Below are 20,856 nucleotides of genomic sequence, written 5' to 3' on the forward strand. Positions count from 1 at the left end.
CCGACGATTGTGGTTACCGCGGCGCCTGCCGCGCATGCCTCGGAGACCACGATGGGACTGTTCCGCAACATCCTCGACAAGCTCGGGCTCGGCAAGGACCGCGACGCCTACGGCACCCGCCCCTACGAGCAGGCGCCCGGCAAGCCGGCGACCCCGGGCCCGCTGAGCGGCCAGGCGCCCGGCAGCGGTGGCAGCGGCGGTACCGGCAGCCCGGCTCCGGCGACCCCGACCGCCGGAACCACCCCGGCGGCGATGCCCCGCGTCGACGTGATGGCGAAGCTCGAAGCGATGTCGGCGAGCGCCGGCCAGAAGCTCAACTGGAAGACCTCGATCGTCGACCTGCTGAAGCTGCTGGACCTGGATCCGAGTCTCGCCGCGCGCCGGGAGCTCGCCGATGAACTCGGCGCCCCGTCGCACCTGCCGGACGGCTCCGCGGAGATGAACCAGTGGCTGCACCGCGAGGTGCTGCGGCGGATCGCCGAGAACGGCGGCGACCTGCCGAAGGAACTGCTGGACTGAGGCGGCCGCCGCCCGGCTTCGGGTAGAATCGCCGGGCTCGATGCGCGGTGCGGGAGAGGGCGGCCACGGCCGCCGCCGAAGGCGTAACGCCCGTAATCGCTCAGGACCCAGGAACCGCACCGCGCGAGCGACTCTGGAGAGACCGGTTCACCGGCGCCGAAGGGGCAAGGACGGCAGGACGCCGCCCCAAACTCTCAGGCAAAAGGACAGAGGGGCATTCCCGCGCCGCCGTGCGCGGCCCCCTTTCCAATGCCCGGACCCGCCATGAGCCGCGAAAGCCTGCGTTCCCTCGAGCACCACGACGCCTTCCTCGAACGCCACATCGGCCCGAACGACGCCGAGATCGCACAGATGCTGCGCGAGGTCGGCCACGACTCGCTCGATGCGCTCACCGCGGCGATCGTGCCGGACTCGATCAAGGCCACCGGCGGGCTGGCGCTGCCGCCGCCGGTGTCCGAGGTGGACGCGCTGGCGAAACTGCGCCGCATCGCCGAGCGCAACGAGGTCTTCCGCAGCTTCATCGGCCAGGGTTATTACGGCACCCACGTGCCGAACGTGATCCTGCGCAACATCCTCGAGAACCCGGCCTGGTACACCGCCTACACGCCCTACCAGGCGGAGATCTCGCAGGGCCGCATGGAGGCCCTGATCAACTTCCAGACGATGTGCGCCGACCTCACCGGCATGGAGATCGCCAACGCCTCCCTGCTCGACGAGGCGACCGCCTGCGCCGAGGCGATGACGCTGGCCCGGCGCTCGTCGAAGGCGAAGTCGAACGTGTTCTTCGTCTCCCGCGGCGTGCATCCGCAGTCGATCGCCGTGCTGCGCACGCGCGCCGAGCCGCTCGGCATCGAGCTGGTGATCGGTGACGATGCCGAAGCTGCCGGCACCGAGGCGTTCGGCGTGCTGCTCCAGTACCCCGACACCTTCGGCGCCGTGAACGACTACCGCGCGGTCGCCGAGGCGGTGCACGCCCGCGGCGGCCTGGTCGCGGTGGCCACCGACCTGCTGGCGCTGACCCTGATCGCGCCGCCGGGCGAATGGGGCGCCGACATCGTGGTCGGCAGCACCCAGCGCTTCGGCGTGCCGTTCGGCTTCGGCGGCCCGCACGCGGCGTTCATGGCCTGCCGCGACGCCTTCAAGCGCTCGATGCCCGGCCGCCTGATCGGCGTCTCCATCGACGCCGAGGGCCGCCCGGCCTACCGCCTCACGCTGCAGACCCGCGAGCAGCACATCCGCCGCGAGAAGGCGACCAGCAACATCTGCACCGCGCAGGTGCTGCTGGCGGTGATGGCGTCGATGTACGCGGTGTGGCACGGCCCCGACGGCCTGAAGCGCATCGCCACCCGCACCCACCGCTACGCGGCGATGCTCGCGCACGCGCTGCGCGAGGCCGGCGTGGCGGTCGGCGACGGTTTCTTCGACACCCTGCACGTCACCGGCGTCGACGCCGAGCAGATCCACAACTACGCCAGCCGCGCCCGCATCAACCTGCGCAAGATCGACGCGACCAGCGTCGGCATCGCCCTCGACGAAACCACCACCCGCGCCGACGTCGAGGCGCTGGCGCGGCTGTTCGGGGTCGCGGTCGGCGATCTCGACGCCCTCGACGCCCGCGTCGACGACGCGCTGCCGCCCGCCCTCGTGCGCCGCTCGCCCTATCTGCAGCACCCGGTCTTCAACACCCACCACAGCGAGCACGAGCTGCTGCGCTACCTGCGCACGCTGGCGGACAAGGACCTGGCGATGGATCGCACGATGATCCCGCTGGGCTCGTGCACGATGAAGCTCAACGCCACCGCCGAGATGATCCCGGTGACCTGGCCCGAGTTCGCGAACATCCATCCGCTGGCGCCGGCCTCGCAGTGGTCCGGCTACCGGCAGATGATCGAGGAACTGGAGGCGATGCTGGTCGAGTGCACCGGCTACGACGCCGTGAGCCTGCAGCCCAATTCCGGTGCCCAGGGCGAATACGCCGGCCTGCTGGCGATCCGCGCCTACCACGCCAGCCGCGGCGAGGCGCATCGCGACGTCTGCCTGATCCCGGACTCGGCGCACGGCACCAACCCGGCGTCGGCGCAGATGTGCGGCATGACCGTGGTGGTGACGAAGACCGACGCCAACGGCAACGTCGACGTCGAGGACCTGCGCCGCGCCGCCGAAAAATACAGCGACCGCCTCGCCGCGCTGATGGTCACGTACCCGTCCACGCACGGCGTGTTCGAGGAGGACATCGTCGAGATCTGCGAGATCGTGCACGCGCACGGCGGCCAGGTGTACACCGACGGCGCCAACATGAACGCCCTGGTCGGCGTCGCGAAGCCCGGCAAGTGGGGCTCGGACGTCAGCCACCTGAACCTGCACAAGACCTTCTGCATCCCGCACGGTGGCGGTGGCCCCGGCGTCGGCCCGTGCGCGGTGAAGGCGCACCTGGCGCCGTTCCTGCCGCGGGCGCTGGTCGACGACGTGCGCACGCCGGGCGTCGGCGACGGCAGCACCGGCATGGTCAGCGCGGCGACCTGGGGCAGCGCCTCCATCCTGCCGATCAGCTGGATGTACATCACGATGATGGGCGCCGCCGGCCTGCGCCGCGCGACCCAGGTCGCGCTGCTCAACGCGAACTACATCGCGAAGCGCCTGGCGCCGCATTACGCGACGCTGTACACCGGCCGCAACGGGCTGGTCGCGCACGAGTGCATCCTCGACCTGCGGCCGCTGAAGGACGAAACCGGCGTCAGCGCCGAGGACGTCGCCAAGCGGCTGATCGACTTCGGCTTCCACGCGCCGACGCTGAGCTTCCCGGTCGCCGGCACGCTGATGGTGGAGCCGACCGAGAGCGAGTCGAAGCACGAGCTCGACCGCTTCGTCGACGCGATGATCCAGATCCGCGACGAGATCCGCGCGATCGCCGACGGCCGCCTGGACCGCGACGACAACCCGCTCAGGCACGCGCCGCACACCGCCGCGGTGGTGTCCGCCTCGGAGTGGAAGCACGCCTACCCGCGCGAGCTCGCCGCGTTCCCGCTACCGTCGCTCCGGCAGGGCAAGTACTGGCCGCCGGTGGCGCGCGTCGACAACGTCTACGGCGACAAGAACGTGATGTGCGCCTGCATCCCGATCGACGCGTACGCCGATCCGGCCGACGCCTGAGGCGGCGGGGGCGGGCTCCGGGGTGAAGGCGTTCCTGCTGGTCCTGGTTCGGCCGGACGTGGACGTCGCCGACGAGGCGGCGCTGCGCGCCGCGGTCGCCGCGGCGATGGCCCCGCATGCGGAGGCGAGCGACGACCCCGGCGAAGACGCCGGCGACCACGGTCGTGCGCGGCGGTGGGACTATTACCTGCTGTGCACGCGGGACATCCTTCCGGAATGGCCGGATCCCGCGTTCACCGCCCGCGCCCCGGATGGTCCGCGCGTGGCCCGCGCCGGCGACGTTCGCGCATGGCCGCATGCCTTGCTGACACCCGACGGGCGCTGGCACGAGAGCCGCGCGACGTACCAGGCCACGGATCCGCACTGGCCGGCGACCGCCGCCGGGCTGGTCGCGCCTTACGCGGACCATCACGCGCTCCTCGTGCTCTACCACGCGTGAGCCGGCGGGTGACATCCGCCGCCGCCCGGTCCATGCTCGCCCCACCCGCGCGGCGCGCGGGCACCCCACCGCCATCCGGAGGCGTTCCATGTCCAGCAAGACCCTGACCCCCGTCGTGGTCGCCGGCGCCGTCGCGCTCGGCAGCCTCGTCCTCGCCGGTTCCGCCTTCGCGATGACGCCGCTCGCGCAGGGCTATCTGCTCGCCGCGGGCAGTGGCGACGACAAGGCGGAGGAGGAAGGCAAGTGCGGCGAAGGCCGCTGCGGCGAAGGCGGTTGCGGTGCGGCCGCGGCCACGGAAGGCGCCGAGGACAAGGCCGCCGAAGGCAGGTGCGGCGAAGGCGGTTGCGGCGAGGGCCGCTGCGGCGCCGGCCACGACCACGACGACGACCACGACGACGACCACGACGACGACCACGACGCCGCCCACGACGCCGCCCACGACCATGACGCGTCGCACGACGACGACGCGTCCCGCGACCGCGGCAGCGACGAGGCCGAAGACAAGGCGGCGACGGAAGGCACCTGCAACGGCTGACCGCGTCGTGGCATCGCCCGTGACCGCGCGCGCCGCCGGCCTCGGCTTGCGGCGCGCGCTGATGGCGCAACTGCGCGACGCGCCGGACGGCGGCGTCGACTTCCTCGAGTGCGCGCCCGAGAACTGGATCGGCGTCGGTGGCCGCTGGCGCGAGCAGCTGCGCGAACTGGCCGCGCGCGTGCCGCTGACCTGCCACGGGCTCTCGCTCTCGCTGGGTGGCGCCGATCCGCTCGACCGTACGCATCTGCGCCGCGTCCGCGCCTTCCTCGACGAATACGACGTCGCGCTCTACAGCGAGCACCTCTCGTACAGCAGCGACGGTGGGCAGCTCTACGACCTGCTGCCGCTGCCGTTCACCGAGGAAGCGGTGGCGCATGTGGCCGCGCGCATCGGCGCCGTGCAGGACGCGCTCGGGCGGCGGATCGCGGTCGAGAACGTCAGCTACTACGCGGCGCCGTTCCAGGCGATGGACGAGCGCGACTTCATCGGCGCGGTCCTCGCCGAGGCCGATTGCGACCTGCTGCTCGACGTCAACAACGTCGTCGTGAACGCCACCAACCACGGCTACGACGCCGATGCCTTCCTGCGCGCGCTGCCGGGACCGCGCATCGTCGGCCTGCATGTCGCGGGACACCACGACGAGGCCCCGGACCTGAAGATCGACACGCACGGCGCGCCGGTCGCGGATCCCGTCTACGCGCTGCTCGAACGCGCGTGCGCGCTGTTCGGGCCGCGGCCGACGGTGGTGGAGCGCGACTTCGACTACCCGCCGCTCGCCGACCTGCTCGCGGAGGTCGCCCGCGTCCGCGCGATCCTCCGCACCGCACCCGGCGGCCATGCCTGAGCACGCCGCGCTGCGCGAACAGTTGCGCGCCTTCGCCGCGCATCTGCGCGATCCGGAGGCGGCGCCGGTTCCGGACGGCGTGGATGTGCGCGGGGCCGGCGTCTACCGCCGCCTGGTCTTCGACAATCTCGGCGGGTTGCTCGGCGGTGTTTTCCCGGTCGCGCGCCGCCTGCTCGGCAAGGCGGCATGGCAGGCGCTGGTCGCGGACTTCCTGCGCGAGTGGCGTTGCCGCACGCCGCTGTTCCCCGGGATCGGCGGCGAGTTCCTGCAGTACCTCGCGCAGCGCGGCGACGCGGCGGGAGATCCGCCGTGGCTGCAGGAGCTCGCGCACTACGAGTGGATCGAACTCGCGCTCGACCTGAGCGACGCCGATCCCGGCGCCATCGCGCACGACCCCGACGACGACCTGCTCGCCGGCCGCCCGCTGCTGTCGCCGCTCTGTCGCGTGCTCGCCTACGCCTGGCCCGTGCACCGCCTGCGCCCGGACGCCGTCCCGGCGACGCCGCCGCCCCGGCCCACCTTCCTCCTCGTGCGCCGCGACGAGACCCAGCGCGTGCGTTTCGACGAGATCAGCGCACTCACCTTCCGCCTGCTGCAGTCGATCGCCGACGACACCGGCGCCACCGGGCACGCGCTGCTCCTCGCCCTCGCCGCCGAAGCCCGGGCCGCCGACACGGATGCATTCGTCGCCGAGGGCGCGGTGATGCTGGCGCGGCTGCGCGAGGCGCGCGTCGTGGGGTGCAGGAGTCAGGAGGTAGGAGGTAGGAGGTAGCAATGCGGTGCGCGGCGGACGTGCCGGTCACGACGCACTGCTTCACTACCTCTTACCTCCTACCTCCTACCTCCTGCTCCAAGTATCCTGCCGGCATGGACGCCCCCCACCCCCGCATGGCCGAGCGCTTCCGCGGATTCCTGCCGGTGGTCGTGGACGTGGAGACCGGCGGTTTCGACTGCAACCGGCACGCGCTGCTGGAGATCGCCGCGCAGCCGATCGAGCTGGACGACGACGGCTATTACCGCCCCGGCGAACTGGTCTCGACCCATGTCGAGCCGTTCCCCGGCGCCGAAATCGATCCGCGCTCGCTCGAAGTCACCGGCATCCGCCTCGACAGCGCGCTGCGCGGCGCGGTCGACGAACGCACGGCGCTCGACCGGGTATTCGTGCCGGTGCGGGCGGCCGCGAAGCGGCACGGCTGCCAGCGGGCGATCCTGGTCGGCCACAACGCCAGCTTCGACCTGGGCTTCCTCAATGCCGCGGTCACGCGGGTCGGGCACAAGCGCAACCCCTTCCACCCGTTCAGCACCTTCGACACGGTGACCCTGGCCGGCATGGCCTACGGGCAGACCGTGCTGAGCCGGGCCGTGCAGGCCGCCGGCATTTCCTGGGACGGCGGCCAGGCCCATTCGGCGGTCTACGACACCGAACGTACCGCCCTGCTGTTCTGCACGGTGCTCAACCGCTGGCGCCAGTGCGTCCGCGCCGGCCCCGCCATCGCGTCAAGGGAATGACCCCCACCCCCGGAGCCTCCCCATGATCCACGACAGCATCCTCGGCACCGTCGGCGACACCCCGATCGTGCGCATCAACCGGCTGGCGCCGGAGGGCGTGCGGATGTACGCCAAGCTCGAGTTCTTCAACCCGATGTCGTCGGTCAAGGACCGCCTGGCGCTGGCGATCATCCTCGACGCCGAGCGCAGCGGCGCGCTGCAGCCCGGGCAGATGGTGGTCGAGGCGACCAGCGGCAACACCGGCATCGCCCTGGCGATGGTGTGCGCGGCGCGCGGCTATCCCTTCGTCGCGTTCATGACCGAAACCTTCTCGGTCGAACGCCGCAAGCTGATGCGCGCCCTCGGCGCCAGGGTGATCCTGACCCCGGCCGCCGAGCGCGGCAGCGGCATGGTGCGCGCGGCTGCCGCCTTCGCCGAGAAGCACGGCGCCTTCCTCGCCCGCCAGTTCGAGAACGAGGCGAACCCGGCCTGGCATCGCAACACCACCGGCCCGGAAATCCTGCGCGACTTCGCCGGGAAGCGGCTGGACTGGTTCGTGACCGGCTACGGCACCGGCGGCACGCTGACCGGCGCCGGGCAGATGCTCAAGCTCGCCCGGCCGGACCTGAAGATCGCCGCCTGCGAGCCGGAAGTGGCCTCGCTGCTGGCCGGCAAGGAATGGAGCCCGCACAAGATCCAGGGCTGGACGCCGGACTTCATCCCCGCGGTGCTCGACCGCAAGGTCTACGACCTGATCACGCCGGTATCGGACGTGCTGGCGCGCGACACCGCGCGGGCGCTGGCGCAGCAGGAAGGCATCTTCTGCGGAATTTCCGGCGGCGCGACCTTCGCGGCCGCGCTCGAGGTCGCGCGCACGCTCGACCCGGGCAGCGTGGTGCTGGCGATGATCCCGGACACCGGGGAGCGCTACCTCAGCACGTTCCTGTTCGAGGGGATCGCCGAGGGCAGCGACGACGAGTGGCTCGCTACCCTCGGCTGACCGCGGGCCTCAGGGATCGAGGTTCCAGGTGAAGGTGCCCGCCTCGGTGGCGGTCAGCACGACGAAGTCGCGGGTGTCCTGGCTGGCCGTGCAGTAGCCGTCGCGGGCCGTATAGAAGGTGTATGGCCCCGGATACTCGACGCAGAGGGTGTGGTTGCCGCCCCAGAAGCGGTCGGTGCCCTCGACGTCGGCATAGCCGTAGAAGGTTGCGTTGTCGGTCTGGCCGAGGATCTTGCACTCGCCGGCGCGCACGGTGAACCAGCCGCGATTGATGAATTCGGTATCGCCCGGCTCGATGAACGACAGCGCGACCGAGGCGCCCTGGCGGCTGCGGTTGCAGACCTGGATCTTCAGCAGGCCCTCGCTGGAGCGTGCCGCCGGTGCGCTGCTGCCCTTGAACCGCTTGTTCTGGGCGTCGGCGGATTCCGGCGCGATGGCGAGGCCCGCGAGCAGCACCGAGGCGGCAGCGAGGATGGCGGTTCTGGACATGGCGATTCCCCTGGTTGAAAGACCGGCGCTTCCGGTCGTAGTGGCAATTTGCGCCAAGCCCGCCGGGCATTTCAATCGGGCCGTGGCCGCCCCCGCCGATACGAAGGCCGACGCGCGATCAGGACAGGCCGTTCCCGGGCGGGGAGCGCCGTGTGCGGAATCCGCTGATGCGCCGGCGCAGGCCCCGCACCAGCCCGTACAGACTGATCGCGATCCATGCAAGCTGCATGATCGTCGTCGAGATCACGTCGCTCAGCGCCGGCCCGGGGCCGAAGATCGACACCAGGATGAAGACCGCGCCGAACAGGTTCGCGCACTGGTAGCCGAGCGATTCGCCGCCGAGGCGGCCGGCCTGCAGCAGGAAGAAGGCGCCGAGCACCAGGCCGACGCCCGCCAGGCCGACCAGGTCGAACCACTGCAGGCTCACGCCGCGTTTCCGCGCTGGCGCACCGCCTCGAACAGGGCGATGCCGGTGGCGACCGACACGTTCAGGCTTTCCATCTCGCCGGGCATCGGGATCGCGACGAGGCCGTCGCAGGTTTCGCGGGTCAGCCGGCGCATGCCCTCGCCTTCGCCGCCCAGTACCAGGGCGACGTTGCCGCGCAGGTCGGTGGCGTGGATCGTCGCCGCCGCGTCGCCGGCGAGGCCGTAGATCCAGACGCCGAGCTTCTGCAGCTCGCGCAGGCTGCGCGCGAGGTTGGTGACGCTCACCACCGGCACGCGGTCGGCGGCGCCGGCCGAGGTCTTGCGCACGGTGGCGTTGACCGGCGCGGCCTTGTCCTTCGGGATCAGCACCGCCGTGACCCCGGCGGCGGCGGCGGTGCGCAGGCAGGCGCCGAGGTTGTGCGGGTCCTGCACGCCGTCGAGCACCAGCACCAGGGCGCGACCTTCCGCGGCCTCGATCAGGCCCGGCAGCTCCTTCTCGTCGACGCCTTTCGCCGCCTCGTAGCGGGCGATCGCGCCCTGATGGCGCAGGCCGCCGGCGATGCCCTCGAGCGCCTGCAGCGCGACCCGGCGCACCGGGACGTCGCGACGGCGCGCGGTCTCCTCGATCTCGACGATGCGCGGGTTCTTCGCGCCGGCCTCCAGCAGCACCTCGCGCACGTGTTCGACATCGTGCTCGAGCGCCGACGCGACGGCGTTGATGCCGGCGATCCACTGGTCTTTCCTGCTCATCCGCGCCTTTCCGTAGGAGCGCCTTCAGGCGCGATCCGCATTTTACCGCGGGGGAACGAGCTTGAAGTCGATCCGCCGGTCCTCGACGCTGGCCTTCAGCACCAGCACCCGCACCGGGTCGCCGAGGCGGAAGCGGCGGCCCTGACGCTCGCCGGTCAGCGAACGGCGCAGCGGGTCGAAGTGGTAGAAGTCGTGCGGCAGCTGGGTCACGTGCACCAGGCCGTTGACCTTCGACTCGGCGAGCTCGACGAACAGGCCGAAGTTGGTGACGCCGCTGATCACGCCGTCGAACTCGTGGCCGACGTGCTTCTCCATCCAGGCACTGCGGTAGCGTTCGTCGACCTCGCGCTCGACCTCGTCGGCGCGGCGTTCCAGTTCGGAGCAGCGCAGCGTCAGCGCCGCCATCTCGGCCTCGCTGTAGGTGTAGCCGTCGTCGCCGATCTCGAGCGCATGCTTGATCGCGCGGTGCAGCAGCAGGTCCGGGTAACGACGGATCGGCGAGGTGAAGTGGCCGTAGTGGCGCAGCGCGAGGCCGAAATGGCCGGTCTCGGAATCGGTCGAATACACCGCCAGGCTCTGCGAGCGCAGCAGCACGGTTTCCAGCAGCGCCGCGTCGGGACGCAGCCGGATCGCCTTAAGCAGCTGGGTGAAGTCCTTCGGCCGCACGCGACCCCAGGACGGCAGGCTCAGGCCGAACTCGGCGAGGTATTCGAGCAGGTCGGCGTACTTGGCCTCCGGCGGCTTCGCATGCACGCGGTACGGCGCCGGCACGCCCTTGCTGCTGATGTATTTCGCGGCTTCGACGTTCGCCGCGATCATGCATTCCTCGATCAGCTTGTGGGCGTCGTTGCGCGCCAGCATGCCGGCCTGCACGACCTCGCCGGTGTTGTCGAGCACGAAGCGCACCTCGCTCGACTCGAACTCGATCGCGCCGCGCTGGGCACGCGCCTTCGCCAGCACCTGGTAGAGCTGGTGCAGGCGCTGCACCTGCGGCAGCAGGCTGCCGATGCGGGCGATCGCGGCCTTGCCGTCCTCGGTGTCGGCTTCGCCGACCGCCTGCCAGACCTGGGTGTAGGTGAGCCGCGCATGCGAGCGCATCACCGCCTCGTAGAAGCGCGAGCGCGTCACCAGGCCGTCGAATCCGACCTGCATGTCGCAGACGAAGCACAGGCGGTCGACCTTGGGGTTCAGCGAGCAGATGCCGTTCGACAGCACCTCCGGCAGCATCGGCACGACGAAGCCGGGGAAGTACACCGAGGTGCCGCGCTTCTGCGCCTCGTCGTCGAGGTCGCTGCCGGGACGCACGTAATGCGAGACGTCGGCGATCGCGACGATCAGGCGGAAACCTTCGGGATTCGGCTCGCACCAGACCGCGTCGTCGAAGTCCTTGGCGTCCTCGCCGTCGATCGTCACCAGCGGCATGTCGCGCAGGTCGACGCGGCGCGCGGCCTCGGCGGCGGGCACTTCCAGCGGCACCTCGGCGGCTTCGACGAGCACCGGCTTCGGGAACTCGTGCGGCAGGTCGTGGCCGTGGATCGCGGCCTGCACGACCAGCGACGGCGTCAGGCGATCACCGAGCACCAGCAGCACGCGGCCGATCGGCGGCCGGCCGTTCTGCGGCGGATCGGTGACCTCGACGACGACCAGCTGGCCTTCTTTCGCGCCGTTGCGTTCGTCCGGCGGGATCAGCACCTCGGTCAGCACGCGGCGGTCGTCGGGCACGACCATGCCGATCCGGGAGCGTTCCTCGTAGCGGCCGGTGAGGCGGGTCAGGCGGTGTTCGAGCACGCGCACGATCGCGCCCTCGCGGCGGCCGCGGCGGTCGACGCCGGTGATGCTGGCGAGTACGCGGTCGCCGTGCAGGGCCTTGCGCATCTCGTGCGGCGGCAGGAACAGGTCCTCGCCGCCGTCCTCGGCCTTCAGGAAGCCGAAGCCGTCCGGATTGGCGATCACGTTGCCGGTGATCATGTCGAGCTTGCGCGCGGCCGCGTAGCCGCCGCGGCGGTTCACCAGCAACTGGCCGTCGCGCAGCATCGCCGCGAGGCGCCGGCCCAGCGCCTCGAAACGGTCGTCGGCGGTGAGGTCGAGGCGGCGGGCGATTTCGTCGGCCGACAGCGGGCCGGGACTGTCGCCCAGCAGTTCGAGGATCGCCTCGCGGCTGGCGATCGGCTGTTCGTAGCGCTGCGCCTCGCGGGCGGCGTGCGGGTCGGTGATCTCGCCGAAGCGGGCGGCGGCGCCGCGCTTCGGTGCACGCGCGGGGCGCCCGGCGGCGGCCGGCGCGCTGCGCGTGGCCTTCTTGCCCGGACGGGCTGCGGCCGACGCCGGTTTCGCGGCTTTCGTGGCCTTCTTCTTCGCGCCACCCCCCGGACCGGACGGGGCCTCGGCGTTGCGCAGGTTTTCCGGCATCCAGCCCGGCAGGCTGGTCCCTTTCTTCTTTGCGGGCTTTTTCATGCGCGGAGGATACACCCCGGCTTCTTCGCGCCCGGGTGAAATCAACGACGCGGCGTTGACAATCGCCGGGCCGATCTTTAGATTACGCGGCTCCCACGCCCCCGGCGTCGGACACCTGCCCAGGTGGCGGAATTGGTAGACGCACTAGTTTCAGGTACTAGCGGGTAAAACCGTGGAGGTTCGAGTCCTCTCCTGGGCACCATCTTCGAAAGCCCCGCTCCGGCGGGGCTTTTCTTTTGCGCTTCCGCAGCCCTGCCGCTTCCGGCGAAGCCTGGCCTAGACTGGCGCCACCTCGGGGAGGAGGCGTTCGATGGGCCATCTGCTGTCACGACTCGGCTGGGCACTGCTGGCGCTGCTCGGTGCCTTCGCGCTCGGCACGATCGCGCTGCGCCGCGGCGAGGCGATCAGCGCGCTGTGGATCGTCGCCGCGGCGGTCTGCTGCTACCTGGTCGCCTACCGTTACTGGGCGAAGTTCATCGCCGAGCGGGTGCTGCGCATCGACCCGGCGCGGCCGACGCCGGCGGTGACGCGCAACGACGGGCTCGACTTCGTGCCGACCCATCGGCACGTGCTGTTCGGCCACCACTTCGCGGCGATCGCCGGTGCCGGTCCGCTGGTCGGCCCCGTGCTCGCCGCGCAGATGGGCTACCTGCCGGGCACGCTGTGGCTGATCGCCGGCGTCGTCTTCGCCGGTGCGGTGCAGGATCTGGTGATCCTGTTCTTCTCGACCCGCCGCGACGGCCGTTCGCTCGGCGACATCGTGCGCAGCGAGATGGGCGCCGGCGCCGGCAACCTGGCGCTGTTCGGCTGCTTCGCGATCATGGTGATCCTGCTCGCGGTGCTCGCGCTGATCGTGGTCAAGGCGCTGGCCGGCAGCCCCTGGGGCATGTTCACGGTGATCGCGACGATTCCGATCGCGGTGCTGATGGGCGTGTACATGCGCTTCCTGCGCCCGGGCCGCGTGCTCGAGGTGTCGCTGCTCGGCGTGGTGCTCCTGGTCGCCTCGATCTGGCTCGGTGGCCACGTCGCCGCCGATCCGGTCTGGGGACCCCGCTTCAGCTTCACCGGCGTGCAGATCACGGTGATGCTGGTCGGGTACGGCTTCGTCGCCGCGGTGCTGCCGGTGTGGCTGCTGCTGGCGCCGCGCGACTACCTGTCGACCTTCCTGAAGGTCGGCACCATCGTCGCGCTCGCGGTCGGCATCCTGGTGCTGAACCCGGACCTGAAGATGCCGGCGCTGACCCAGTTCACCGACGGCACCGGCCCGGTGTGGAAGGGACCGCTGTTCCCCTTCCTGTTCATCACCCTCGCCTGCGGCGCGGTCAGCGGCTTCCACGCGCTGATCGCCAGCGGCACCACGCCGAAGCTGCTCGCGACCGAGACCGACATGCGCTACATCGGTTACGGCGGCATGCTGATGGAATCCTTCGTCGGCATCATGGCGATGGTCGCGGCGGCGGTGATCGAGCCCGGCGTCTACTTCGCGATGAACTCGCCGGCGGCGGTGATCGGTGCCGACGTGCAGGCCGCCGCGGCGACGATCTCCTCCTGGGGCTTCACGGTGACGCCGGAGATGCTCACCGCCACCGCTGCCGACGTCGGCGAATCGACGATCCTCGGCCGCGCCGGCGGCGCGCCGACGCTGGCGGTCGGCATCGCGCAGATCTTCCACCAGCTGATGCCCGGCGGCGCGTCGATGGCGTTCTGGTACCACTTCGCGATCCTGTTCGAGGCGCTGTTCATCCTCACCGCGATCGACGCCGGCACCCGCGTCGGCCGCTTCATGCTGCAGGACCTGCTCGGCCAGTTCGTGCCGGCGCTGCGCCGTACCGAATCCTGGAGCGCGAACCTGCTCGCGACCGCCGTCTGCGTCGGCGCCTGGGGCTGGCTGCTCTACCAGGGCGTGATCGATCCGCTCGGCGGCATCAATACGCTGTGGCCGCTGTTCGGCATCAGCAACCAGATGCTCGCCGGCATCGCGCTGATGCTCGCCACCGTGCTGCTGTTCAAGATGAAGCGCGACCGCCATGCCTGGGTCACCGCGCTGCCGGCCGCCTGGCTGCTGATCTGCACGACGGTCGCCGCGCTGTACAAGCTGTTCGACCCGAACCCGGCGGTCGGCTTCATCGCCCAGGCGCGGCGTTATGCCGATGCCGCCGCGGCCGGCGAACTGCTGGCCCCCGCGAAGGACATGGCGCAGATGCGGCACGTGATCTTCAATTCCTGGCTCGATGCCGGGCTCTGCCTGCTCTTCCTCGTGATCATGCTCGGCATCCTCGCCTGCTCGCTGCGGGCCATCGCTCAAGCCCGGCGCCGCGAAGGACGCAGCGATCAGGAAGCCGCCGTGCCGGCGGGAGCGCTCTCATGAGCGGCGAATTCGTGGCTTCCGTGAGCGCTTTCTGGCGGCGGGCCGCGCAGAGCGCGCGGCTGATGGTCGGCCTGCCCGATTACGACAGCTACCTCGCACACGTGCGCGCAGCGCATCCGGAACGCACACCGATGAGCCGCGCGGAATTCTTCCGCGTGACCCAGGAGGCGCGTTACGGCGGACGTGGCGGCGGGCGCTGCTGCTGAGCCGAGCGCTCAGCGCAGGATCTTCTCCAGCGCCTTGCCCTTGGCGAGTTCGTCGACCAGCTTGTCCATGGCCCGGATCTGCCGCATCAGCGGGTCCTCCACCGCCTCGACGCGCACACCGCAGACGACCCCGGTGACTTTCGCGGCATTCGCCTCCGCGGCCGGCGCCTGCGCGAAGAAGCCCTGCAGGTCGGTCTTCGCATCGACATGCGCCTGCAGCTGCGCGGCGTCGTAGCCGGTGAGCCAGCGGATCACCGCGTCGACCTCGTCGGTACTGCGGCCCTTGCGCGCCGCCTTCTGCAGGTACATCGGGTAGACGCCGGCGAAGGGCATCCGGAATACGCGTTCGTTCGTCGCCATGCTGTTCCCTCCGGGCAGCCTGCGCGTATCGTAGGCGCGAATCGGAGGCGATACGAATGGATACCGGCGCGCTGCTGCAGGAACTGGTACTGATCCGCTGGCTGCTGCTGTTCACCGCCGTGGCCGCCGCGGTCGGTGCGCTCGCCTTCCTGGTCATCGCCGTGAACGTCGTCGGCATGGCGCGCGAGGTGCGCACGATGCGCCGTTCCGAATTCCGTCGCGCCGAGATGGAAACCCTGCTCGCCTCCGGCCACTCGCGGGCGGCGAAATCCTCGGCGCTGGACTGGATCGTCGAACAGCCGCACAGCGCCGAGGCGCACTGGGCCCTGGCGAAGGCGCATGCCCAGCTCGGCGAGCTGACCGAGGCCAAGCAGGTGCTCGACGATCTGCGCCGGCTGGCCCCGGACGAGGACTACCGCATCGATGCCTGGCTGGACCGCCTCGACAGCGAGTTCCAGGAGCGCCGGCCGCGGCCGGTGCCCTGATCAGGCATCAGGCGAAGGGATCGCGCAGCACCATCGTCGATTCGCGGCCCGGACCGGTCGATACGATCGCCAGTTCGCAGCCGACCAGCTCCTCCAGCGAGCGCAGGTAGGCGCGCGCGGCCGGCGGCAGCTGGTCCCAGTCGGTGATGCCGGCCGTGCTCTCCTGCCAGCCCGGGAACTCGAGATAGACCGGCGTGCACTCGGCCCAGCCACCGGCATCCAGCGGCGCGTATTCGGTGCGCTTGCCGCGGTATTCGTAGGCGATGCACATCTTCAGCTTGTCCATGCCGTCGAGGATGTCGAGCTTGGTGATGCACAGGCCGTTGATGCCGTTGATCGCGACCGCGCGCTTGAGCGCGACGATGTCGATCCAGCCGCAGCGGCGCGGACGGCCGGTGGAGGCGCCGTATTCCTGGCCGCGGTCGCGGATGCCCTGGCCGACCTCGTCGTCGAGTTCGGTCGGGAAGGGGCCGCCGCCGACGCGGGTCGCATAGGCCTTGGCGATGCCGAGCACGTAGTCGATCGCGTCGGCGCCGACGCCGGTGCCGGCCATCGCGCCGCCGACGGTGGTGTTCGAGGAGGTGACGTAGGGATAGGTGCCGTGGTCGATGTCGAGCAGCGAGCCCTGTGCGCCCTCGAACATCACCCGCTTACCCTGCTTGCGCAGCTCGTGCAGGATGCCGGCGACGTCGGCCTTCATCGGGTCGACGTATTCGCCGAAAGCCAGGGCCTCGTCGAGCGTCTTCTGCACGTCGACCGCCTCGACCCCCAGGTACTTCGTCAGCACGAAGTTGTGGTAGTCGAGCGTGGTGCGCAGCTTTTCCTCGAGCTCGCGCGGGTAATGCAGGTCGGCGACGCGGATGCCGCGGCGCGCCACCTTGTCCTCGTAGGCCGGGCCGATGCCGCGGCCGGTGGTGCCGATCGCGTCCTTGCCGGCGGCTTTCTCGCGCGCCTGATCGAGGGCGATGTGGTAGGGCATGATCAGCGGCGTCGCCGGGCTGATCTTCAGTCGCGAGCGCACCTCGACGCCGTTGCCCTCGAGCTCGGCGATCTCCTTCTGCAGCGCCGCCGGGCTCAGCACGACGCCGTTGCCGATCAGGCACAGCGCGCCTTCGCGCAGGATGCCGGACGGGATCAGGTGCAGCACCGTCTTCTTGCCGTTGATCACCAGCGTGTGGCCGGCGTTGTGGCCGCCCTGGAAACGCACGACGGCGCCGATCTCCTCGGTCAGCAGGTCGACGATCTTGCCCTTGCCCTCGTCGCCCCACTGCGCACCCAGTACCACCACCGACTGACCCATGGCCCTACTCCAGACGTGGAAAAAGCCGGGCTCGCCCGGCTTTCGCGGATTATCCCCGGGTCGGGGACGGGTTTAAAGCAGTTCGTAGTTCGTACGAGGCAGGAGGTAGTCGTCGCGGCCTTCGCGGCGTCCCGCCGGCCAACTACCTCGTACCTCGTACGAACTACGAACTCGTCTTCACCAGGTACAGCGCTGCCAGCCCGATCAGCAGCAGCACGGCGCCGACCCGGCGCAGCCGCGCCGGATGCCAGTGCGTCATTTCCGCCATCGCGTGCCGCCAGAAGCGCGGCACGGCGAACAGCAGCAGGCCCTCGAGCACCGCGACCAGGCACAGCGCCGCGAGCAGTTCCTTCACGGCTCAGCGGCCGCCGGCGTTTTCGAAGTAGCGCAGGAACTCGGAATCCGGGTCGAGCACGAGCGTGGTCTGGCCACCGGCCAGCGCCTGCCGGTAGGCCTCCAGGCTGCGGTAGAAGCCGTAGAACTCGGCGTCGCGGCCATAGGCGGCGGCGTAGATCTCGGCGGCGCGGGCATCGCCCTCACCACGCAGCTTCTGCGCGTCGCGCTCGGCCTCGGCCAGCAGCACCGCGCTGGCGCGGTCGGCCTCGGACTGGATCTTGTCGCGCTGCTCCTGGCCCTCGGCGCGCAGCTGGTTCGCGACCTGGGTGCGCTCGGTGCGCATGCGATCGTAGACCGTGCTCAGGATCTGGCTGTCGTCGGGCAGGTTGATGCGCTTGATGCGCACATCCAGCACCTCGACGCCGAGCGCGGCGGCGCCGCGGTTGACCTGGGCCAGCAGGCTGCCGGCGAGCTCGGCGCGGCCGGCCGAAACCACTTCCTGCAGCGTGCGCTGGTTGATCTGCTCGCGCAGCGCGTTCTTCACGATCGGGGTCAGACGCTGGCGCGCGATCGCCTGGTCACCACCACCGGCGGCGCGGTAGTAGGTGGCGACGTCGCTGATGCGCCACTTCACGAAGAAGTCGACCTGCACGTCCTTCTTCTCGGCGGTCAGGTAGCGCTCCGGCGCGTCGTCCAGCGACAGGATGCGCTGGTCGAACTTGATCACGTCCTCGACGATCGGCCACTTGAAGTGCAGGCCGGGCTCGAGGTCGGCGCGCACCACGCGACCGAGGTTCAGGACGATCGCGGTCTGGCCTTCGCTGACCTGGAAGACCGAGCCCATGCCGGCGAGCAGCAGGAGGACGGCGGCGAAGATGGCGAGGGTGGGCGAACGCATGTCAGCGGCCTCCGGCGGTACGGCCACGGTCGCGCGGGTCGCGCTCGACGCGCGGCTCCGGCAGCGGATCGGCCTGGGTGGCCGGCAGGCGGATGACCGGCGCGTCGGCGACGCCCGGCGTGCGCGCCGGCGCGGGCGCGCCGACCGGCAGGTAGAGGATGTTGCCGTTGTCGGCAGCGATCACCTTCGGATTGTTCGCGAGCACTTCCTGCAGCGTTTCCAGGTACAGGCGCTTGCGCGTCACCTCCGGGGCGAGGCGGTACTGCGCGGCGAGCAGGCTGAAGCGCTCGGCCTCACCCTCGGCGCGGGCGATCACCGAGGCGCGGTAGCCTTCGGCCTCGGTGCGCATGCGGGCGGCACGGCCGCGCGCTTCGGGAACGACACGGCTGGCATAGGCGCGGGCTTCGTTCTCGATGCGGTTCTTGTCCTCGCGGGCGCTGATCGCATCGTCGAAGGCCTGCTTCACCTCTTCCGGCGGACGCGCGTCCTGCAGGTTGAAGTTAACCACCGTCAGGCCGGTGTTGTAGAGGGTCAGCGACTCCTGCAGGCGGTCGCGCGCGGCGATCACCAGTTCGGCGCGGTCGAACAGCACCGTGTCCATCGTGCTGCGCCCGACCACCTCGCGCACGGCGCTCTCGGCGGCGTCCTTCAGCGTCGCCTCCGGATCCGGCGAACCGTAGAGGTACAGGCGCGGATCGACGCGGCTGTACTGGGCGTTGAACTTGATGTCGATCAGGTTCTCGTCGCGGGTCAGCACGCGCACCTGGTCGCTGAGTTCGACGACGGCGGTGGCGTCCACCACGCGCACGGTCTCGACCGGCCACGGCCACTTGAAGTTCAGGCCCGGGCCCATCGTGCGGTTGTATTCGCCGAAGCGCAGCACGACGCCACGCTGGCGCTCGTCCATCATCTTCACGCTGTTGAAGAGCAGCCAGATGCCGACCAGCGCGAGCACCCACGGCAGCGCGTTGAACGCGCCCTGGGGCGCGCCGCCGCCGCGGCCGCGGCCACCACCGCCCGACGAGCCGCCGAACATGCCCTTCAGCCGGTTGATGAAGGCCTCGACCTCGTTGCCGGGGTCCTTGCCCTTCCAGGGGTCCTTGTTGCCGCCGTTGCCGGGCTGGTTCCAGGCCATGCTTGCTCCGTGCCACGGCCCCGGATGCGGCGGTCGACGCCGTCCGGGACGCGGTTTTTCAGTCAGTGTCGGGATTGTAGGTAGGGGCGTCGGGGGTCACAAGCAAGAGCGCCTGCAGCGGATGCCCGCCCGCTTCGGCCGCCAGCCGCTCGGCCGCGGCCAGGGCCAGGTCGATATCCAGCACGCTGTGGCCCTCGGCATCGACGCGTTCGGCGCGCACGGCGCCGGCATCGTGCAGGCGGGCACGCAGGCGGCCGTCGGCCGGTCCGAGCACCAGTTCGCCGGTGAAGCGATGTTCCTGGAAGCGGCGCTGCAGCAGGTCCAGCAGCAGGTCGAGGCCGAGCCGGTCGCGCGCCGACACCCAGACCCGGGCGCGGCCCTCGACCTCGGCATCGACCCGCGCTTCGGCGCCTTCGATGCGGTCGATCTTGTTGAACACCAGCACCTGCGGAATGTCGCCGGCGCCGATCTCCTCGAGCACCGCGTCGACCTGGCGGATGCGCTCGTCGCGCAGTTCGTCGGCGGCGTCGACCACGTGCAGCAGCAGGTCGGCCTCGCGCGCCTCGGCGAGCGTGGAGCGGAAGGCCGCGACGAGCTCGTGCGGCAGGTCGCGCACGAAGCCGACGGTGTCGCTGAGCACCAGCGGCGCCACACCTTCGACCCGGCGCACGGTCGGGTCCAGTGTCGCGAACAGGCGGTCGTCGGCGTAGACGCCCGAGCCGGTCAGCGCGTTGAACAGCGTCGACTTGCCGGCGTTGGTGTAGCCGACCAGGGCCACGCGCGGCACGGCGTTGCGGTTGCGCGCGCGGCGCATCTGCGTGCGCTGCACCTCGACCTTGTCCAGGCGCGACTGCAGCGATTCGATCTTGCGCTGCAGGATGCGCTTGTCCATCTCGAGCTGGGTCTCGCCGGGACCGCGCAGGCCGATCGCACCGCCGCGCTGGCGCTCGAGGTGGGTCCAGCCACGCACCAGCCGCGTCTGCCAGTGCTTGAGCTGGGCGAGCTCGACCTGCAGCTTGCCTTCGTGGGTCGCGGCGCGCTGCGCGAAGATGTCGAGGATCAGGCCGGTGCGGTCGACCACACGCAGCTTCAGCGCGCGCTCCAGGTTGCGCTCCTGCGCCGGCGACAGCGCATGGTTCACCAGCACCAGGTCGGCGCCGGTGGCGGCGACCGCCGACTGCACTTCCTCGACCTTGCCGCTGCCGATGTAGGTGGCGGCATTGGCGCGTTCGACCCGCGCGGTGATCGTGCCGACGATCGTCGCGCCGGCGGAACGCGCGAGTTCGGTGAACTCCTCGAGCAGGGCCGGATCGACCTGGCCCGGCGGATACGGCTGGATCAGCAGCGCGCGCTCGCCGCGGCGGGCGCGCTCGAACGCGGCGGAGCCCTGGGGGGTGCTCACTCGGCCTGGCCGTCCTCGTCCTCGCCACCGGCCGCGGCCACCTGGCCGCCGCCCGGCCCGACGCGGACGTTGCGCGCCGGTACCACGGTGGAGATCGCGTGCTTGTAGACCATCTGGCTGACGGTGTTGCGGAGCAGCACGACGAACTGGTCGAAGCTCTCGATCGTGCCCTGAAGCTTGATGCCGTTGACCAGGTAGATCGAAACCGGGATGCGCTCGCGACGCAGGGCGTTCAGGAAGGGATCCTGGAGGGACTGGCCTTTGGACATGGGGGT

The 20,856-nt window shown here is 70.7% G+C and carries 21 protein-coding genes, 1 tRNA gene, 1 pseudogene and 1 riboswitch; of the genes and pseudogenes, 12 read left to right on the forward strand and 11 right to left on the reverse strand.

The annotated features are described in order from the left end of the window. Positions 1-51: 51 nt before the first annotated feature. The 8 genes from K311_RS0113865 (at position 52) to cysK (ending at position 7,975) form a co-directional block, all read left to right on the forward strand. Positions 52-519 (forward strand): DUF3597 domain-containing protein, encoded by a 468-nt coding sequence (locus K311_RS0113865; RefSeq protein WP_026817791.1) that lies wholly within the window; start codon positions 52-54, stop codon positions 517-519. A 123-nt stretch (positions 520-642) separates the two neighbouring features. Beyond that, positions 643-739, forward strand: a riboswitch (glycine riboswitch). Between the two features lie 44 nt (positions 740-783). After that, positions 784-3,669 (forward strand): aminomethyl-transferring glycine dehydrogenase, encoded by a 2,886-nt coding sequence (gcvP, locus tag K311_RS0113870; protein ID WP_043797323.1) that lies wholly within the window; start codon positions 784-786, stop codon positions 3,667-3,669. A gap of 22 nt (positions 3,670-3,691) precedes the next feature. Beyond that, complete coding sequence (locus K311_RS0113875; protein WP_026817793.1) at positions 3,692-4,108, forward strand: hypothetical protein; 417 nt, start codon at positions 3,692-3,694, stop codon at positions 4,106-4,108. Between the two features lie 88 nt (positions 4,109-4,196). Further along, positions 4,197-4,643: an HvfA family oxazolone/thioamide-modified RiPP metallophore gene (locus K311_RS17895; RefSeq protein WP_051240183.1), complete on the forward strand. Its 447-nt coding sequence runs from the start codon at positions 4,197-4,199 to the stop codon at positions 4,641-4,643. 7 nt (positions 4,644-4,650) lie between these two features. Beyond that, positions 4,651-5,487, forward strand: coding sequence for an HvfB family MNIO-type RiPP peptide maturase (locus K311_RS0113885; RefSeq protein ID WP_026817794.1), 837 nt, complete (start codon positions 4,651-4,653; stop codon positions 5,485-5,487). Then, positions 5,480-6,259 (forward strand): HvfC family RiPP maturation protein, encoded by a 780-nt coding sequence (locus K311_RS0113890; RefSeq protein ID WP_026817795.1) that lies wholly within the window; start codon positions 5,480-5,482, stop codon positions 6,257-6,259. Before K311_RS0113885 ends, K311_RS0113890 begins: the two co-directional genes overlap by 8 nt. 95 nt (positions 6,260-6,354) lie before the next feature. Continuing rightward, entirely contained in the window at positions 6,355-6,996 is a 642-nt protein-coding gene (rnt, locus tag K311_RS17145) for a ribonuclease T (RefSeq protein WP_322786018.1), read from the forward strand. 22 nt (positions 6,997-7,018) lie between these two features. Then, entirely contained in the window at positions 7,019-7,975 is a 957-nt protein-coding gene (gene cysK / locus K311_RS0113900; protein ID WP_026817796.1) for a cysteine synthase A, read from the forward strand. 9 nt (positions 7,976-7,984) lie between these two features. Here the strand turns inward: cysK and K311_RS0113905 are convergent, their stop codons facing one another. The 4 genes and pseudogenes from K311_RS0113905 to rnr form a co-directional block, all read right to left on the reverse strand. Next, positions 7,985-8,464, reverse strand: a complete 480-nt coding sequence (locus tag K311_RS0113905) for a DUF1036 domain-containing protein (RefSeq protein ID WP_026817797.1) — start codon at positions 8,462-8,464, stop codon at positions 7,985-7,987. A 118-nt stretch (positions 8,465-8,582) separates the two neighbouring features. Further along, entirely contained in the window at positions 8,583-8,891 is a 309-nt protein-coding gene (locus K311_RS17150) for a CBU_0592 family membrane protein (protein ID WP_051240185.1), read from the reverse strand. Beyond that, entirely contained in the window at positions 8,888-9,640 is a 753-nt protein-coding gene (gene rlmB / locus K311_RS0113915) for a 23S rRNA (guanosine(2251)-2'-O)-methyltransferase RlmB (protein WP_026817798.1), read from the reverse strand. Before rlmB ends, K311_RS17150 begins: the two co-directional genes overlap by 4 nt. Positions 9,641-9,697: 57 nt before the next feature. After that, a pseudogene (gene rnr, locus K311_RS17155) lies at positions 9,698-12,091 on the reverse strand (ribonuclease R); the annotation flags it as partial. A 117-nt stretch (positions 12,092-12,208) separates the two neighbouring features. Between rnr and K311_RS0113925 the strand changes: the two are divergent. From K311_RS0113925 to K311_RS0113935, 3 genes are all read left to right on the forward strand, one after another. Further along, positions 12,209-12,293, forward strand: a tRNA-Leu gene (locus K311_RS0113925). A 108-nt stretch (positions 12,294-12,401) separates the two neighbouring features. After that, positions 12,402-14,459, forward strand: coding sequence for a carbon starvation CstA family protein (locus tag K311_RS0113930; RefSeq protein ID WP_026817799.1), 2,058 nt, complete (start codon positions 12,402-12,404; stop codon positions 14,457-14,459). Beyond that, positions 14,456-14,665, forward strand: coding sequence for a YbdD/YjiX family protein (locus K311_RS0113935; protein ID WP_043797320.1), 210 nt, complete (start codon positions 14,456-14,458; stop codon positions 14,663-14,665). Before K311_RS0113930 ends, K311_RS0113935 begins: the two co-directional genes overlap by 4 nt. A gap of 9 nt (positions 14,666-14,674) precedes the next feature. Here the strand turns inward: K311_RS0113935 and K311_RS0113940 are convergent, their stop codons facing one another. Further along, positions 14,675-15,025 carry a DUF2200 domain-containing protein gene (locus tag K311_RS0113940; protein WP_026817801.1) on the reverse strand — a complete coding sequence of 117 codons (351 nt, stop codon included), beginning with the start codon at positions 15,023-15,025 and terminating at the stop codon, positions 14,675-14,677. Positions 15,026-15,081: 56 nt separating this feature from the next. Between K311_RS0113940 and K311_RS0113945 the strand changes: the two genes are divergently transcribed. Beyond that, the gene (locus K311_RS0113945) at positions 15,082-15,510 is read left to right on the forward strand and encodes a tetratricopeptide repeat protein (protein ID WP_026817802.1); all 429 of its coding nucleotides are present in this window, start codon (positions 15,082-15,084) and stop codon (positions 15,508-15,510) included. Positions 15,511-15,517: 7 nt separating this feature from the next. Here the strand turns inward: K311_RS0113945 and K311_RS0113950 are convergent, their stop codons facing one another. The 6 genes from K311_RS0113950 to hfq all read right to left on the reverse strand — a co-directional run bounded on the left by K311_RS0113950 (position 15,518) and on the right by hfq (position 20,850). Then, positions 15,518-16,810, reverse strand: coding sequence for an adenylosuccinate synthase (locus tag K311_RS0113950; protein WP_026817803.1), 1,293 nt, complete (start codon positions 16,808-16,810; stop codon positions 15,518-15,520). Between the two features lie 163 nt (positions 16,811-16,973). After that, on the reverse strand, positions 16,974-17,165 hold the full coding sequence (locus K311_RS0113955; RefSeq protein ID WP_026817804.1) for a DUF2065 domain-containing protein: 192 nt from the start codon (positions 17,163-17,165) through the stop codon (positions 16,974-16,976). Positions 17,166-17,168: 3 nt separating this feature from the next. Further along, positions 17,169-18,044: a protease modulator HflC gene (gene hflC, locus K311_RS0113960; RefSeq protein ID WP_026817805.1), complete on the reverse strand. Its 876-nt coding sequence runs from the start codon at positions 18,042-18,044 to the stop codon at positions 17,169-17,171. A gap of 1 nt (position 18,045) precedes the next feature. Then, entirely contained in the window at positions 18,046-19,179 is a 1,134-nt protein-coding gene (gene hflK / locus K311_RS17160) for an FtsH protease activity modulator HflK (protein WP_051240186.1), read from the reverse strand. 58 nt (positions 19,180-19,237) lie between these two features. Beyond that, positions 19,238-20,581 (reverse strand): ribosome rescue GTPase HflX, encoded by a 1,344-nt coding sequence (gene hflX / locus K311_RS0113970; RefSeq protein ID WP_026817806.1) that lies wholly within the window; start codon positions 20,579-20,581, stop codon positions 19,238-19,240. After that, positions 20,578-20,850, reverse strand: a complete 273-nt coding sequence (gene hfq / locus K311_RS0113975; protein ID WP_026817807.1) for an RNA chaperone Hfq — start codon at positions 20,848-20,850, stop codon at positions 20,578-20,580. The genes hflX and hfq overlap by 4 nt, the downstream gene beginning before the upstream one ends. Positions 20,851-20,856 lie beyond the last annotated feature (6 nt).

Origin of the sequence: Arenimonas composti TR7-09 = DSM 18010 (assembly GCF_000426365.1) — a bacterium.
GTDB lineage: Bacteria > Pseudomonadota > Gammaproteobacteria > Xanthomonadales > Xanthomonadaceae > Arenimonas > Arenimonas composti.